Annotated in this window: 16 protein-coding genes and 1 tRNA gene; 8 read left to right on the forward strand and 9 right to left on the reverse strand. The window is 71.6% G+C overall.

Annotated features, from left to right (window positions below; all coding sequences use genetic code 11):
• Nucleotides 1-34 precede the first annotated feature (34 nt).
• Both G7072_RS00595 and G7072_RS00600 read left to right on the forward strand, forming a co-directional pair.
• The gene (locus tag G7072_RS00595; protein WP_166083720.1) at nucleotides 35-400 is read left to right on the forward strand and encodes a hypothetical protein; all 366 of its coding nucleotides are present in this window, start codon (nucleotides 35-37) and stop codon (nucleotides 398-400) included.
• A 64-nt stretch (nucleotides 401-464) separates the two neighbouring features.
• A complete protein-coding gene (locus G7072_RS00600; protein WP_166083721.1) occupies nucleotides 465-1,505 on the forward strand; it encodes a phosphatase domain-containing protein in 1,041 nt (346 codons plus the stop codon).
• Nucleotides 1,506-1,723: 218 nt separating this feature from the next.
• Here the strand turns inward: G7072_RS00600 and G7072_RS00605 are convergent, their stop codons facing one another.
• The 5 genes from G7072_RS00605 to G7072_RS00625 all read right to left on the reverse strand — a co-directional run bounded on the left by G7072_RS00605 (nucleotide 1,724) and on the right by G7072_RS00625 (nucleotide 5,875).
• The gene (locus tag G7072_RS00605; RefSeq protein WP_166083722.1) at nucleotides 1,724-2,758 is read right to left on the reverse strand and encodes a hemolysin family protein; all 1,035 of its coding nucleotides are present in this window, start codon (nucleotides 2,756-2,758) and stop codon (nucleotides 1,724-1,726) included.
• Complete coding sequence (locus tag G7072_RS00610) at nucleotides 2,755-4,140, reverse strand: hemolysin family protein (protein WP_206063233.1); 1,386 nt, start codon at nucleotides 4,138-4,140, stop codon at nucleotides 2,755-2,757. Before G7072_RS00610 ends, G7072_RS00605 begins: the two co-directional genes overlap by 4 nt.
• Before the next feature lie 229 nt (nucleotides 4,141-4,369).
• The gene (locus G7072_RS00615; protein WP_166083723.1) at nucleotides 4,370-4,813 is read right to left on the reverse strand and encodes a type II 3-dehydroquinate dehydratase; all 444 of its coding nucleotides are present in this window, start codon (nucleotides 4,811-4,813) and stop codon (nucleotides 4,370-4,372) included.
• Between the two features lie 27 nt (nucleotides 4,814-4,840).
• Nucleotides 4,841-5,692 carry an NAD-dependent protein deacetylase gene (locus G7072_RS00620; protein ID WP_240917075.1) on the reverse strand — a complete coding sequence of 284 codons (852 nt, stop codon included), beginning with the start codon at nucleotides 5,690-5,692 and terminating at the stop codon, nucleotides 4,841-4,843.
• Nucleotides 5,693-5,701: 9 nt separating this feature from the next.
• Nucleotides 5,702-5,875: a hypothetical protein gene (locus G7072_RS00625; protein ID WP_166083725.1), complete on the reverse strand. Its 174-nt coding sequence runs from the start codon at nucleotides 5,873-5,875 to the stop codon at nucleotides 5,702-5,704.
• 183 nt (nucleotides 5,876-6,058) lie between these two features.
• On the opposite strand from G7072_RS00625, the gene G7072_RS00630 reads away from it, so the two are divergent.
• Nucleotides 6,059-6,787 carry a maleylpyruvate isomerase family mycothiol-dependent enzyme gene (locus tag G7072_RS00630; RefSeq protein ID WP_166083726.1) on the forward strand — a complete coding sequence of 243 codons (729 nt, stop codon included), beginning with the start codon at nucleotides 6,059-6,061 and terminating at the stop codon, nucleotides 6,785-6,787.
• A gap of 18 nt (nucleotides 6,788-6,805) precedes the next feature.
• On the opposite strand, the gene G7072_RS00635 is transcribed toward G7072_RS00630, so the two are convergent.
• Entirely contained in the window at nucleotides 6,806-7,513 is a 708-nt protein-coding gene (locus G7072_RS00635; RefSeq protein WP_166083727.1) for a TetR/AcrR family transcriptional regulator C-terminal domain-containing protein, read from the reverse strand.
• 155 nt (nucleotides 7,514-7,668) lie between these two features.
• Between G7072_RS00635 and G7072_RS00640 the strand changes: the two genes are divergently transcribed.
• Nucleotides 7,669-8,685 carry a transporter gene (locus G7072_RS00640; RefSeq protein WP_166083728.1) on the forward strand — a complete coding sequence of 339 codons (1,017 nt, stop codon included), beginning with the start codon at nucleotides 7,669-7,671 and terminating at the stop codon, nucleotides 8,683-8,685.
• A 169-nt stretch (nucleotides 8,686-8,854) separates the two neighbouring features.
• Here G7072_RS00640 and G7072_RS00645 read toward each other — a convergent pair whose 3' ends face one another.
• Nucleotides 8,855-9,346, reverse strand: a complete 492-nt coding sequence (locus G7072_RS00645) for a YajQ family cyclic di-GMP-binding protein (protein WP_166083729.1) — start codon at nucleotides 9,344-9,346, stop codon at nucleotides 8,855-8,857.
• Between the two features lie 140 nt (nucleotides 9,347-9,486).
• Between G7072_RS00645 and G7072_RS00650 the strand changes: the two genes are divergently transcribed.
• From G7072_RS00650 to G7072_RS00660, 3 genes are all read left to right on the forward strand, one after another.
• Nucleotides 9,487-9,567, forward strand: a tRNA-Tyr gene (locus G7072_RS00650).
• A 96-nt stretch (nucleotides 9,568-9,663) separates the two neighbouring features.
• Nucleotides 9,664-10,074: a PPOX class F420-dependent oxidoreductase gene (locus tag G7072_RS00655; RefSeq protein ID WP_166083730.1), complete on the forward strand. Its 411-nt coding sequence runs from the start codon at nucleotides 9,664-9,666 to the stop codon at nucleotides 10,072-10,074.
• Between the two features lie 63 nt (nucleotides 10,075-10,137).
• A complete protein-coding gene (locus G7072_RS00660; protein ID WP_166083731.1) occupies nucleotides 10,138-11,166 on the forward strand; it encodes an endonuclease/exonuclease/phosphatase family protein in 1,029 nt (342 codons plus the stop codon).
• A 170-nt stretch (nucleotides 11,167-11,336) separates the two neighbouring features.
• Here the strand turns inward: G7072_RS00660 and G7072_RS00665 are convergent, their stop codons facing one another.
• Both G7072_RS00665 and G7072_RS00670 read right to left on the reverse strand, forming a co-directional pair.
• Nucleotides 11,337-11,903: a TOPRIM nucleotidyl transferase/hydrolase domain-containing protein gene (locus G7072_RS00665; RefSeq protein WP_166083732.1), complete on the reverse strand. Its 567-nt coding sequence runs from the start codon at nucleotides 11,901-11,903 to the stop codon at nucleotides 11,337-11,339.
• Between the two features lie 155 nt (nucleotides 11,904-12,058).
• Nucleotides 12,059-12,523: a hypothetical protein gene (locus G7072_RS00670; RefSeq protein ID WP_166083733.1), complete on the reverse strand. Its 465-nt coding sequence runs from the start codon at nucleotides 12,521-12,523 to the stop codon at nucleotides 12,059-12,061.
• A gap of 252 nt (nucleotides 12,524-12,775) precedes the next feature.
• Here G7072_RS00670 and G7072_RS00675 point away from each other — a divergent pair, with 252 nt between their 5' ends.
• Nucleotides 12,776-13,531 (forward strand): hypothetical protein, encoded by a 756-nt coding sequence (locus tag G7072_RS00675; RefSeq protein WP_166083734.1) that lies wholly within the window; start codon nucleotides 12,776-12,778, stop codon nucleotides 13,529-13,531.
• Nucleotides 13,532-13,555: the final 24 nt, after the last annotated feature.

The following is a 13,555-nucleotide window of genomic DNA, read 5'->3' on the forward strand; positions in this document are numbered from 1 at the left end:
CCTGGGAGACTGGAGCCACCCGACGAGGAGACCCATGTCGACCCCACCGCCGCCGCGCCGCGCCCGGCACCTGATGGACCCGAACGCCCCGCGCCCGGTCGCCGGTGGCCCGGGCTCCGCCAAGCCGGGGATGAGCATCACCTCGGTCCAGCGCTGGGTGCTGACCGCGCTGGTCGTCACCACCGTCGAGCACTTCGCGCTCGCCTTCGTTCTCGGCGCCGCCTCGATCGACGACAGCCGGGTGGCCGAGCGCGTCGTGCTGCTGGTGCTGGCGGCGGTGGTCGGCGTGCTCGGCGTCGTCTCGGCGTTCCTGCTGCACCAGCGCAGCCCGGTCTCGTGGTGGCTGCCGCTCGGCCTGCTGCCCGCCCTCCTCGGCGCCGCGTGGGTGTTCTCGAGCTGACCGCATGCCCCTGCCCGCGGCATCCCCCCTGCCGCTGGGCGCCCGGGTGCGACAGGATGCCCGGATGAGGATCCCCGATCGGCTCCGCGTGCGCCCCCGCGACGTCCGCGCCGTCGACGAGGCGGTGAAGTCGGTCGTCGGGGGACGGCTCTCGCGCCACGGCTGGGTGCCCCGGGTGCTGGCCTACCCCGGGTACGGCGGCGACGGCTGGGTCCGCGTCCTGGCCCGCGTGCTGCTCGCCCCGGAGGGCATGACGTCCAGCGACGAGCAGATCGTCCGCGGCTTCACCCGCTTCGTGGTGCTGCCGACCGAGGGCGTCGAGGTGCGGATCCGCGTCGGGGACCGGGTGCACGTGGTGCTCTCCAGCACCCAGGGGTACGTCGACGTCCGCCTCGACTCCGACCTGCCGCCCGGCTGGCACGACGTCGAGCTCGTGGTCGCCGACAACCCGCCGGTCGTCACGCAGGTGCGGGTCGTGGGGCCGGAGACCACCCTGGGCCTGGTCAGCGACATCGACGACACCGTGATCGTCACGATGCTGCCGCGACCGCTGCTGGCCTTCCGCAACACGTTCCTGCTGCGCGAGACCGACCGCGACGCCGTCCCGGGCATGGCCGCGCTCTACCGCGACGTCGTGGCCGCCGAGCCGGACGTCTTCGTCGTCTACGTCTCCACCGGGGCGTGGAACGTCGCCGGCGTGCTGCGCCGTTTCCTGCAGCGCAACGGCTACCCGGCGGGGCCGCTGCTGATGACCGACTGGGGGCCGTCGGACGAGCAGTGGTTCCGTTCGGGCCAGGAGCACAAGCGCACCCAGCTCGACCGGCTCTTCGCCGAGCTGCCCCAGCTGTCGTGGCTGCTCGTCGGCGACGACGGTCAGCACGACGTCACGCTCTACGCCGAGGCCGTCGAGCGGCACCCCGGCCGGGTGCTCGCGGTGCTCATCCGCGAGCTGAGCGCCACCGAGCAGGTCGCCACCCACGGCAGCCCGGTGCGGTTCTCCCAACGCGTCCGCCCCGACACCGGCGGCGGCGTACCGGAGCTGCGGGCGCCCGACGGCACTGGTCTCGGGCTCGCCCTGCGCGCCCAGCGCATCGTCCTCCGCTGACCACCCGAGCCACCCACCGCCGCGCCCCACCCACGCGACCCGCCCACGCGACTCGCCCACCCAACGGAACGAACCACCAACCGCATGTAACGCGGGGTTATGGACGCCCCACAAGGGTCACAACCCATGCGGCCCGTCCATAACCCCGCGTTACATGCAGGTTTTGCTGGGTTGGGTTGGGCTGGGAGGCCGGGGTGGGTTGGGGTGGGGAGGGGCGGTCAGGTGGTGGTGGCGTCGTGGATCTCGCCGACGAGCACCTCGATGGCGTCCTCGAGGAACAGCACCCCGCGGGGCGTGCCGTCGGGGTCGACCGAGGTGGCCATGTGGGCGCCCTGGGCCCGCATCCGGGCCAGCGCGTCCTCGAGCTCGGCGTCGCGGGAGATCGAGATCAGGCGGCGCTGGCGCTTGGGCGGCACCGGCTCGCCGAACTCCTCCGCGTCGGCCTCCATCACGTCCTTCATGTGGACGTAGGAGACCGGGGTGCCGTCGTCGGTGAGGACGTAGCGCGAGTAGCCGTGCTCGACCACCGCCCGCTGGATGTCCCCGGGGGTCGAGGACAGCGGCAGGTGGACCACGTCGTCCAGCGGCACCTCGATGTCGCGAGCCGCCTTGTCGGTGAACTCGAAGGCCCGGGTCAGCGGCTCCGGGGCATCGGTGAGGGTGCCCTCGCGCTGCGACTGCTCGACGATCCCGGCCACCTCCTCGAGGGTGAAGGTGCTGTTGGCCTCGTCCTTGGGCTCCACGCCGCACAGCTTCACGATGCCGTTGGCGATGGCGTTGAGGAAGGCGATGACCGGGCGGAAGACCCGCGAGACCATCACCAGCGGCGGCGCCAGCAGCAGCGAGGCCCGCTCGGGCACCGAGAAGGCGATGTTCTTCGGCACCATCTCGCCCAGCACCACGTGCAGGTAGGTGACCAGCACCAGCGCGATGACGAACGCCGTGACGCTGATGGCGTCCTCCGACATCGGGGTCGCGCCGAGCGGGTACTCCAGCAGGTGGTGGATGGCCGGCTCGGAGACGTTGAGGATCAGCAGCGAGCACACGGTGATGCCGAGCTGGCTGGTGGCCAGCATCAGCGTGGCGTGCTCCATCGCCCACAGCGTGGTCTTGGCGGCCCGGCTGCCCTCGGCGGCGCGGGGCTCGATCTGGGAGCGGCGGGCGGAGATCACGGCGAACTCGGCGCCCACGAAGAACGCGTTGCCCGCCAGCAGCACGACCAGCCAGGCCAGGCCGGGGAGGTAGTCGCTCATGCCTGGCTCCTCTCCGCCGTCGAGTCGCTCGGTACGTCGTGCTCGTCCGGCTCGCCGGGGGCCCTGCGGCCGGTGGGCTGGGGGGTGTCGGGCAGGTCGGGCACGAACTGCACCCGGCTGACGCGGTGGCCCTCGGTGCGGGTGACGCGGAGCAGGCCGTCCTCGACGGGGACCTCGTCACCCATGTCGGGGATGCGGCCGAGCGTGGCGGCCAGGAAGCCGTTGACGGTGTCCCAGTCGTCGTCCTCGGGCACCTGCACGCCGGTGCGGGCCAGCACCTCGTCGGGGCGCAGCGAGGCGTCGAAGGAGATGGAGCGGCCACGACGGGTCAGCGGCGACTGGTAGCGGTCGTGCTCGTCCTCGAGCTCGCCGATGAGCTCCTCGACGAGGTCCTCGACGGTGACGACGCCGGAGGTGCCGCCGTACTCGTCGATGACGACGGCGAACTGCAGCCCCTCGCCGCGCAGCTGCTCGAGCAGCTGGGCCGCGCCGAGCGTGTCGGGCACGACGACGGGCTCCATCATGAGGTCGCGGGCCCGGACGTCCGCGCGTCGGTCGAGCGGCACGGTGAAGGCCTGCTTGACGTGCATCAGGCCGACGACGTCGTCGGGTCCCTCGTCGACCACCGGGAGCCGGGAGTGGCCGGAGGCGGCGGCCGCCTCGATGACCTGCGCGGCGGTGTCGTCGACGTGCACCGAGGTCATCTGCACCCGCGGCGTCATCATGTCGGCGGCGTCGCGGCTGGAGAAGCGCAGCGTACGGTCGAGCAGCGTGGCGTCGTCCTCCTCGAGCAGCCCGGCGGAGGCGGAGTGGCGGATCAGCGAGCTGAGCTCCTCGGCGCTGCGTGCGCCGCTGAGCTCCTCCTTCGGCTCGATCCCGATGCTGCGGATGAGGCCGTTGGCGGTGTTGTTCAGCAGCACGACGATCGGCTTGAAGACTGTCGTGAACACCGTCTGGAACGGGATGACCACCTTGGCGGTGGCAAGCGGCACGGCGAGGGCGAAGTTCTTGGGCGCCAGCTCGCCGATGACCATCGAGAACAGCGTCGCCAGCAGCACGCCGACGACCGTGCCGACACCGCCGACCGCACCCTCGGGGACGCCGAGGCCGGTCAGCGGCTCCTCGAGCAGCGAGCTGACCGCCGGCTCGAAGGTGTAGCCGGTCAGCAGCGTGGTCAGCGTGATGCCCAGCTGCGCGCTCGACAGGTGCGTCGAGGTGATCTTCAGCGCGGCGATGGTCAGCGAGAGCCGCGACTCACCGGCCGCCTGGCGCTTCTCGAGGTCGTGACGGTCGAGGTTGACCAGGGCGAACTCCGAGGCCACGAACAGCCCGGTGCCGACGGTGAGGACCAGGCCGATGCCCAGCATGAACCACTCGTTCACGCGCTCCTCCTGACGTCCCCTGGGCGCGGGACACGTAGGTCAGGAGGGCGAGGACTTCGGGGCAGGTCATCCATGGTCCGATCATCGTAACGACCGGGTGCGTGCCTCGTGACCGCCTCGCGCGAGCGCGGAGACCGGCGTCACCCCGGGTCTCGCTCGCTCCGTCATACGTCTGGACGGTTCCCGGGCGCAGAAACCGTCCAGGCGTATGACGGAGCGGCGCGGTGCCTCAGGCCCAGAGGTCGGCGACGCGGCGCAGTGCCTCGACGTAGCCGGCGACCCCCTGGCCGATCACGTGGTCGGAGGCGACGAGCCCGACGTACGACGTGCGGCGGAACTCCTCGCGGGCGTGGATGTCGGAGATGTGGACCTCCACGAACGGCGCCTCGACCACGGCGAGGGCGTCCATGAGCGCGATCGAGGTGTGGGTGAAGGCGCCGAAGTTGCCCACGACGGCCCAGCCGCCGGCGAACGCCTCGTGGACCCAGTCGATGAGGACGCCCTCGTGGTTGCTCTGGCGGAAGTCCAGGGTGAGGCCCAGGTCGGCGCAGCCGTCGGCGCACAGCTGCTCGACGTCGGCCAGCGTCGCGGTGCCGTAGACCTCGGGGTCGCGGCGGCCGAGCAGGTTGAGGTTGGGACCGTTGAGCACCAGGACGGTCCGCGAGGTGGGCATGCCCGCAGTTATACCGGCTGGAGCGGCTCAGGCGGTTCGCGCGACCGGGTCGGAGGCCTGCGCCAGCAGGGAGGCGAGGAACTCGCTGGTGCCGTGGTGCAGCGCGAGGGTGGCGAGCGGGTCGCCGCGGGTCTCGCCCCGGTTGACGATCACGACGGGCGTGCCGGTCTTCGCGGCGTGCCGCACGAAGCGCAGGCCCGACATCACCGTCAGCGAGGAGCCGAGGACGAGCAGGGCCGGCGCGGTGTCGACGAGGTCGTAGCAGCGCTGCACCCGCGGCTTGGGCACGCTCTCCCCGAAGTAGACGACGTCGGGCTTGAGCACGCCGCCGCAGGTCTCGCAGGCCGGCACGTGGAAGCCGCCGGTGTCGGCGATCTCGACGTCGCCGTCGGGCCGGTCCTCGGCGGGCGCGACCTGGCGCTCCAGCCAGCCGGGGTTGATCGTCTCCATCCGTCGCTGCAGGTCGCGCCGGGGGCTGACCGTGCCGCAGTCGAGGCACACGACGTCGGCGAGGCGGCCGTGCAGGGCGATGACGCTGGGGGAGCCGGCGCGCTCGTGGAGGCCGTCGACGTTCTGGGTGACCAGGCCGCGGCACACGCCGCCCTGCTGCAGCCGCGCCAGCGCGACGTGGCCGGGGTTCGGGTCGGCGTCGCGCATCCGCGTCCAGCCCACGAAGGAGCGGGCCCAGTAGCGCTGCCGGGCGCGCGGACCCGACACGAACTCGGCGTACGTCATGGGGGTGCGGTTCACCGCACCGGGGCCGCGGTAGTCGGGGATGCCGGAGTCGGTGCTCATCCCGGCGCCGGTCAGGGCGACGAAGCCGCTGTCCAGCAGGAGCGCAGCGGCCCGGTCGATGCTGCCGACCCGGGGTGCGCTCACTCCGTCAGGTTACGCGGGCCTCCGAAGCGTCACGCTGCTCCCGCAGCGCGGGCAGTGCGTGCGCGAGCAGATGTCGAGCTCCTGCCCGCAGTGGCACACGCCCGCGTTGCCGCGCCGCTGCGCCATCGAGACGGTCGGGCCGCCCCAGCCGCCGGCCGTTCCCGCCAGCTTCTCTGTCGTCATCCCCAAGCCCCCTTGGTGTGTCGTGCCTCCACTACACGCCTGTCGTGTCGACGGCGACAGGGCCCTATGCCCTAGATGTCCTGGGTGCCGAGGGACCGGTCACGGGCGTTTGGTCCCGGCGACGACCGGCCGAACGGTCAACCGCCACGCACGTCCGTGCGTGCGCGTGGTTGCATCGGGGCCATGACAGGCGAGACGAGCGAGGCGAGCGAGCACCCGGTCCCCAGGGCAGCCGAGGACGAGCTGCGGATCGCGGAGTGGCAGGCGGCGTACGCGCGGGTGCGCGACCTGGTCGCCGCCACCGACGACGCGGCCCTCGAGGAGCGGGTGCCGGCCTGCCCCGGGTGGACCGGCCGCGAGCTGCTGGCCCACATGGTCGGGCTCGGGTCCGACGTCGTGGACGGCGACGAGCCCGACGACCACAACGAGGCGTGGACCCAGGCCCAGGTCGACGCGCGCGCCGACCGGTCGCCGGCCGACCTGCTCGCGGAGTGGGCGGCCACGGCGCCGCGGCTGGTGACGTGGATGCGCGCCCGGGGGACCCGGCCGCTCAACGACGTCGTCATCCACGAGCAGGACCTCCGCGGGGCGCTGGACGCACCCGGCGGTCGCGACAGCCGCGGCCTCGCGCTGGTGCGCGAGGGCATGGCCGGACGCGTCGGGTCGAAGGTCACGGACCTGCCGCCGCTGGCGCTGGTGGCGAACGACGAGGACTGGTCGTGGTGCTCGAGCGGTCCGGTGGAGGACGCCGCGGTGCGGCTGGAGGCGTCCGGCTTCGACCTCGCCCGAGCGCTGGTGTCCCGGCGTACGCCGCAGCAGCTGGCGTCGTGGACGGTGACCGGGGACGTGTCGGCGTACCTCGCCGCCTTCGCGCACCTGGGGCCTCCGCCCGACGGCCCGCTCCCCGAGTGAGCGACCCCGGACGGACCGCTACTGGCTGAGCTCGAGGTCGAGGCGGTCGAGCAGCGCCTCGAGGGCGTCCTCGAAGTCGACGTCGGCGTCGTGGCGGCGCAGCCGCGACTTCAGCCGGAGCAGCGTGGGGAAGTCGTCGAGGTCGACCTGCTGGTCGTCGTTGGGCACGTCGGCGTCGCCCTCGTCCAACGGCTCCTCCGGCGGGCCCGCGGGGGCGCCGGCCTGCACGACCTCGAGCAGCAGGTGTCCGAGCAGGAAGCCGGTGAAGGCCTTGTAGACCCACACCGCGTTGTCCTCGCTCAGCCCCCGGTGGAGGAGCCCGTCGAGGAAGTCCTCGACGAGGGCGAGGTTGCGCAGCGGCGGTCGCAGCCAGGGCGCCGCGGGCGGCCGGGTGGCCACGAGCGGGAACAGCTGCGGGTGGTCGACGGCGATGGCGCGGATCGCGTGGGCGACGTGCTGGAGGAAGGCCTGCCAGCCGTCGGCGGGCCCCAGGGGGTCACGCGGAGGGACCCGGATGCTCTCGACGAGGTCGGCGACCATCGCCTCGAGCAGGTCCTCGCGGCCGTTGACGTGGTGGTAGAGCGCCATCGCCTCGACGCCGAGGAGACGGCCGAGCTGGCGCATCGACAGGGCGCTCAGGCCGTACTGGTCGACCATGGCGATCGCCGCGGTCACCACCGTCTCGCGCGACAGGGGTGCCCCCCGCGGGGGTGTGGCGGCGCTCATCGCACCCACGGTACGACGGAGTGGGTGCCTGACAGCGGGGAACGACGGTTCTGCCGGTGCACGCCATTTTTACGCCATAAAGAGGTTTACGCCGTAAGGATGTGTCGCACGGTGGGAAGGAAAGTCCTTTCACGACAGAACGGAATCGCACAGTCATGGACATCGGAAACAGCTTCGAGGAGGCGACGGACGGGATCTTCGGATTCCTCCCGAACCTCCTGGGCTTCCTGCTCATCCTGCTCATCGGGTTCGTCATCGCGAAGGTCGTCAGCACGGTCGCCCGCAAGGCGCTCGAGAAGGCCGGCCTCGACCGGCGGCTGCACAGCTCGGAGGCCCACAACTACGTCGAGAAGGTCATGCCCGGCGCCAGCCCGTCGAACGCGATCTCCACGGTCGTCTTCTGGCTGATCTTCATCTTCTTCATCTTCAGCGCCATCGGCGCGCTGCAGATCCCCGCGCTGACCACGTTCATGAACCAGGTGCTCGCCTACCTGCCCAACGTGATCGTCGCGATCTTCATCTTCGTGCTCGCCTCGCTCGTCGCGGGCGGCGTCGCCGCAGCCGTCGGCAAGGTCATGGGCGACACCCCGACCGGCAAGGTTGTGGCCACCATCGTCCCGGCCCTCGTCATGGTCATCGCCATGTTCATGATCCTCGAGCAGCTGCAGATCGCTCCCGAGATCGTGCGCATCGCCTTCGGTGCCACCATGTTCGCGCTGGCCCTCGGCCTCGCCCTGGCCTTCGGCCTCGGTGGACGTGGTGTCGCGCAGCAGATGCTGGAGGACGCCTACCGCAAGGGCCGCGAGCAGCGCGACCAGGTCAAGGCCGACGTGCAGCGGGGACGCGAGCGCGCGGAGGCGAAGGCCCGTGAGGCCGCTCCGAGCCAGGGCGGCGCGACGTCGCACGACGCCGGCGCCTACGACCAGTCGACCGCCACCCCGGCGTACGGCCAGGGCGCCTACGACCAGAGCGCCTACGACCAGGGTGCCTACGACCAGGGCGGCCACGAGTCGCGTCGGACCGGCACGGCGCCGTACGACAGCTACGACCACGGCGCCTTCGAGCAGGGTGCGGACCCGGCACCGCGTCAGACCGGTGCCTCGGCGCCGTACGACGCGGGTGACGTCGAGACCCAGCAGTTCGAGCCGCGCCACGACCCCCGGACCTCCTGAGGCCCGGACGATCCGCCGCTGACGAGCGGCACCCCGCGACGCCCCCCGACCTGCCTCCCAAGGGCCGGGGGGCGTCGTGCTCCCCCTCCACCCGCGAGGCGTCGGTCGTTCGGGCGCGAGGCGTCGGTCGTGCAGGCGCGAGGCGCCGGTCGTGCAGGTGTACGACGCCTCAGCGGTAGTTGGTGAACTGCACCGCGAACTCGTAGTCCTGCTCCTTGACGAGCTGCTGGACGGCCTGGAGGTCGTCGCGCTTCTTCGAGGAGACACGCAGCTCGTCACCCTGCACCTGCGCCTTGACGCCCTTGGGGCCCTCGTCGCGGATGAGCTTGCTGATCTTCTTGGCGTCCTCGGTGGTGATGCCCTCCTTGAGGGCGATGCTGATCTTCGACTGCTGGCCCGAGGGGCGCGGGTCGCCGGCGTCGAGGATCTTGAGGCTGAGCTGGCGCTTGACCAGCTTCTCCTTGAAGACGTCGAGCACGGCCTTCGCGCGCTCCTCGGCGTTGGCGGAGATCTCGATGGTCTTCTCGCCCGACCAGGTGATCTCGGCGCCGGTGCCCTTGAAGTCGTAGCGCTGGGTGATCTCGCGGGCGGCCTGCCCGAGGGCGTTGTCGACCTCCTGGCGGTCGATCTTGGAGACGATGTCGAACGACGAGTCGGCCATGAGGACGCTCCTTGCGGTCTGGGGTGGGCGCGCGCCGGGACGTGCGCGTCGAGGGTCCGGCCGATTCTGAGGAGGGCCGGGTGCTGCGCTATCCTTTCGTCTCGTTGCCCCAGGCTCAACCCGGGGCGAAGCAGCACCCCGGCAGGTTGCCCGAGCGGCCAATGGGAGCGGACTGTAAATCCGTCGCGAAAGCTTCGAAGGTTCGAATCCTTCACCTGCCACACGACCGAGGGGTCGGCCCACGCGGCCGGCCCCTCGACGTGCTTCCGGGGCTCTGTCGTCCCGGCTGCCGCACCTCGAGGTGGCAGGCTCGGGTCATGGACATCGAACAGGCACGGGACTTCGTGCGTGACAACCACCGGGCGGTGCTGGCCACGCGCACGCCCACCGGAGGCCTGCAGCAGACGCCGGTGCTCGTCACGGTCGACGACGCCGGCGTCTTCGTGGTGAGCAGCCGCGAGACGGCGTACAAGACGCGCAACCTGCGACGGGACCCGTGGGCGCAGCTGTGCGTCGTGCCGGACGGTTTCTTCGGCTCGTGGGTGTGGGTCGAGGGGCGCGTCGAGGTGGTCGGCCTGCCGGACGCGATGGGCGGCCTGGTCGACTACTACCGGTCCGTCAACGGCGAGCACGACGACTGGGACGACTACCGCGCCGCCATGGCGCGCGAGCGGCGCGTGCTGCTGCGGCTGACCGCCGAGCGGGTCGGCCCGACCCGCCAGGGCTGAGCACGGCTCGGGTCGCCGCACCGACCCCTGTCGGGTCGGCCGCGAGCGGCGTACCGTCGAGGGATGGACCTCCAGCGGTTCAGCGTCGCGACGTTCAACCTCTACAACCTCCAGCTGCCGGGCGAGCCGATGAACCCGGGGCAGCGGGTGTGGACGGCCGAGGAGTTCGACCGCAAGCTGACGTGGATCGGCGGCAAGCTGGCGGCGCTCGACGCCGACGTGGTGGGGCTGCAGGAGCTGTGGCACCGCGACGCGATCGTCCAGGTCCTCGAGCGCGCCGACCTCACCGAGGTGTACGACGTCGTCGCCGACCCGGCCGACGGCGGCCGGATCGTGTGCGCGGCGCTCGTCCGTCGTGGCCTCCTGCGCGGACAGCCGGACTGGATCGACGTCTTCCCCGACGCCATGCGCCTGGACTCCACCGACCAGGCCGACCTGCAGGCGCCAGCCGTCAGCGTCAGCATCCCCGGCTTCTCCCGGCCCGTGCTGCACCTCCAGGTCGCGCTGCGCGACGACCCGCCGCTGACCGACGTCTTCGTGACCCACCTGAAGTCGAAGCTGCCGACCCGCATCGACCAGGAGCCGTGGTTCGACGCCGACCCCGACCTCTACCGGCCGCACACGACCGCGCTCGGTGCTGCGCTGTCGACCATCCGGCGCACCGCGGAGGCGACGGCCCTGCGGGTGCTGCTGACCGGGGTCATGAAGGGCACGACGACGCCGGTGCTCGTGCTGGGTGACGTCAACGACGGCCAGCACAGCAACACGTTGAACATCCTCACCGAGCAGCCGCGCTACCTGGTGGGGGAGTCGCGGGGTGGGGCGGACATCGGGCTCTACACGGCGCAGACGCTGCAGGAGTACCGCGACACCCGCGACGTCTACTACACCCACGTGCACGACGACCTGCGCGAGTCGCTCGACCACGTTCTTGTCAGTGAGCAGTTTTATGACAGCAGTCGGCGGCGGCTGTGGCTCTTCGACGGGCTGGTCATCCACAACGACCACCTCGACGACGAGGACCACCGGCTCACCGGGTCCGGGGACCACGGGGTGGTGCGGGTCAGCTTCACCTGGCGCCCCTTCACCTGACCCGTCGACCCCCGGTGGTCGAGCCGCCCCACCCGCTGGTCGATCTCGACAGGCTCGATCCAAGGAGCAGCGAGCGCCAGCGAGCGTCGTCGAGACCCGGTGAGTGGCAGAGCCGGCTTAAGTGGCGTCTCCACAGGCGATAGACCTGTCGAGCCACCACCTAGTCGTCGTCAGACCGACGTGGCGTCGAGGACGGCCGTCCATGGCCTTGGGACGTCGTCGAGCGGCAGCGCCTCCAGGAGGAGTACGGCGTAGCGCGCCTTGCGCCCCGACCTCGCCGTGAGGAAGCGCCGGAGCAGCTCGTGACGGGTCCAACCACGCTGGGCCGGCATCTGCGCCAGCAGGCGCAGGGAACGGGTCTCGTCGGCAGCCTCGATGACCGCCTCGACCGCGTCCACGCCGAGCGCGCGGATGAGCTCGCCCTCGAGATCGGGGGTGCACGCGAAGAACCCGAGCGTCTCGAGGTCGCGCGCGTCGTGGGTCTCGGCGAGTCCGGCCGCGGCAAGACCGTGCCGCACGAACGGCTGCTCCGGGGCGTCGTACAACCCCGCGAGGCGTACGCCGAGCCCGTGCGGCCCGTAGCGGGTGGCGAACGCCCGGACGTTGGTGACCCCGCCCATCGCCATTACGTCGACCCTCTCGGCAGCGAGGTCGCGGCCGCTCCTCGCCGCCAGCGTCAGCAGCGCCGCGCGGTCGCTCTCACCCTCGACCAGCACGACGGCGCGAGGGGAGTCCACCGGACCATGGCAGCGCCGGGAGCCGGAAGGCGTCAACACGTTTCCCGTCAGCGGCAGGAGCAGCGGGGGCTTGCTCGGGCGCGTGCCGCTGCGCGCCAACGGGGACAGATGCAGTCGCTACTCGAGCATCGAAATGCTTCGGACGTGGCTGCCCCTCAGCGCGTCACACGAGGCCAGCGTTGGGCGTCGACTCCCCGAATCGGGTTGTAGTCCGCGGAGATCACGGCCGATACGCCGGCCCCGGTCAGCTCGGCCACCAGGATGCGCTTCATCGTGGCGGCCATCTCGTGGCTGAGCCATTCACTGGTGTTGGCATACACATAGGCCGCTTCAGTGTCTACGCAGACGGTGGCGCTGCTGGGTGTGCGGTCCTCGGGTACGGCCGCGTGGGATGACTCGTACTCGGTACCACTCTCGCCGACATGCATGAACCGGTCGGCCACGGCGAGCAGGGCGTCCGCCGCCCGCTCCACCGTGTCGGTGACCACACGAAATCTCGGCTCCGCCTCCCAGCCGTCTTCGTAGTGACCCGTCGCCTCGGCGGGGTCCTCGATGTCCTCCCAGTCGGGTTGGATCGGATCTTCGGCGTGGAAGCAATCGGCCGCGAAGGTTACTGACATGGGCGTCACCGTATGACGGCGCTGCCACCTGGACGTGCACTCTTCCCCTGCCCGCGTCGGCCCCGCGCCGACTGGACACCACCTGCACCCGGCAGTGGGACGAGGTCGAGGCGCAGTTTGTGGACGAGTCGAGGCAGCGTGCTGAGTGCAGGAGCCTGCCTGTTCTCGCGGAGAACGTTCCCCGACCTCTGATCCATGATTCCCCTCACGCCGAGCGCGACGCTCATGTGTACTCGGCGTGGAGGTGCGGACATGGAGTGGCTGCTGATGGCGCTCGCGGTCGGTGGGGGCGGCACCTACGGATGGACGAAGTGGCGTGCCGGCGCGGCCGATCGCGCTGAGCAGGCGGCAGACCTCGAGGTCGTGCGACGGCTGGCCGACGAGGACGTCACGGTGCTGGGCGAGCAGCTCAGCCGCCTGGACACCCGGCTCGCGGGTGCCCCGCTGGACGACGACGCGCGGGTCGACTACCAGGCGGCGCTGGACGCCTACGAGCGGGCCGGGCGGGCGGTGCCGCTGCTGAAGAGTGCGGCCGAGGTGAGCACGGTGATCGACACCTTGTCCCACGGCCGCCACGCGATGGCGTGCGTGGAGGCCCGGGTCGCCGGTGAACCCCCGCCGCCGTGGCGCCCGCCGTGCTTCTTCGACCCGCGCCACGGGATGTCGGTGACCAACGTGATGTGGACCCCGCCGGGCCGGGGGACCCGCACGGTGCCGGCCTGCGCCCAGGACGCAGCCAGGGTCGCCCAGCACGAGAAGCCGGAGGTCCGCAGCGTGGTGCTGGGAGGGCGGCGCGTCCCGTACTGGCAGGCAGGGTCGGCGATCCTGCCCTACACGCAGGGCTACTTCACCGGTGCGGCGGGAATGGCCTGGGCCTACGAGGTGGCTGCGCGTGACGTCATGCTGCCGACGTCGCTCGGTTACTTCGGGGTCGGTGGCGGGGGCTTCGGAGACGGCGGCGGCGGAGGGGACGCCGGGGGAGGCGACGGAGGCGGAGGGGGCTTCTGAGCCCCCCACCCGTGGCGGACGTAC

The sequence above is a fragment of the Nocardioides sp. HDW12B genome, from assembly GCF_011299595.1.
Classification (GTDB): Bacteria; Actinomycetota; Actinomycetes; order Propionibacteriales; family Nocardioidaceae; genus Marmoricola_A.

Bases quoted from the DNA above. Each gene is read 5' to 3' on its own strand.
- G7072_RS00595 (WP_166083720.1), top strand. From the start codon at position 35: ATGTCGACCCCACCGCCGCCGCGCCGCGCCCGGCACCTGATGGACCCG.
- G7072_RS00600 (WP_166083721.1), top strand. From the start codon at position 465: ATGAGGATCCCCGATCGGCTCCGCGTGCGCCCCCGCGACGTCCGCGCC.
- G7072_RS00605 (WP_166083722.1), bottom strand. From the start codon at position 2,758: ATGAGCGACTACCTCCCCGGCCTGGCCTGGCTGGTCGTGCTGCTGGCG.
- G7072_RS00615 (WP_166083723.1), bottom strand. From the start codon at position 4,813: ATGCCCACCTCGCGGACCGTCCTGGTGCTCAACGGTCCCAACCTCAAC.
- G7072_RS00625 (WP_166083725.1), bottom strand. From the start codon at position 5,875: ATGACGACAGAGAAGCTGGCGGGAACGGCCGGCGGCTGGGGCGGCCCG.
- G7072_RS00630 (WP_166083726.1), top strand. From the start codon at position 6,059: ATGACAGGCGAGACGAGCGAGGCGAGCGAGCACCCGGTCCCCAGGGCA.
- G7072_RS00635 (WP_166083727.1), bottom strand. From the start codon at position 7,513: ATGAGCGCCGCCACACCCCCGCGGGGGGCACCCCTGTCGCGCGAGACG.
- G7072_RS00640 (WP_166083728.1), top strand. From the start codon at position 7,669: ATGGACATCGGAAACAGCTTCGAGGAGGCGACGGACGGGATCTTCGGA.
- G7072_RS00645 (WP_166083729.1), bottom strand. From the start codon at position 9,346: ATGGCCGACTCGTCGTTCGACATCGTCTCCAAGATCGACCGCCAGGAG.
- G7072_RS00655 (WP_166083730.1), top strand. From the start codon at position 9,664: ATGGACATCGAACAGGCACGGGACTTCGTGCGTGACAACCACCGGGCG.
- G7072_RS00660 (WP_166083731.1), top strand. From the start codon at position 10,138: ATGGACCTCCAGCGGTTCAGCGTCGCGACGTTCAACCTCTACAACCTC.
- G7072_RS00670 (WP_166083733.1), bottom strand. From the start codon at position 12,523: ATGTCAGTAACCTTCGCGGCCGATTGCTTCCACGCCGAAGATCCGATC.
- G7072_RS00675 (WP_166083734.1), top strand. From the start codon at position 12,776: ATGGAGTGGCTGCTGATGGCGCTCGCGGTCGGTGGGGGCGGCACCTAC.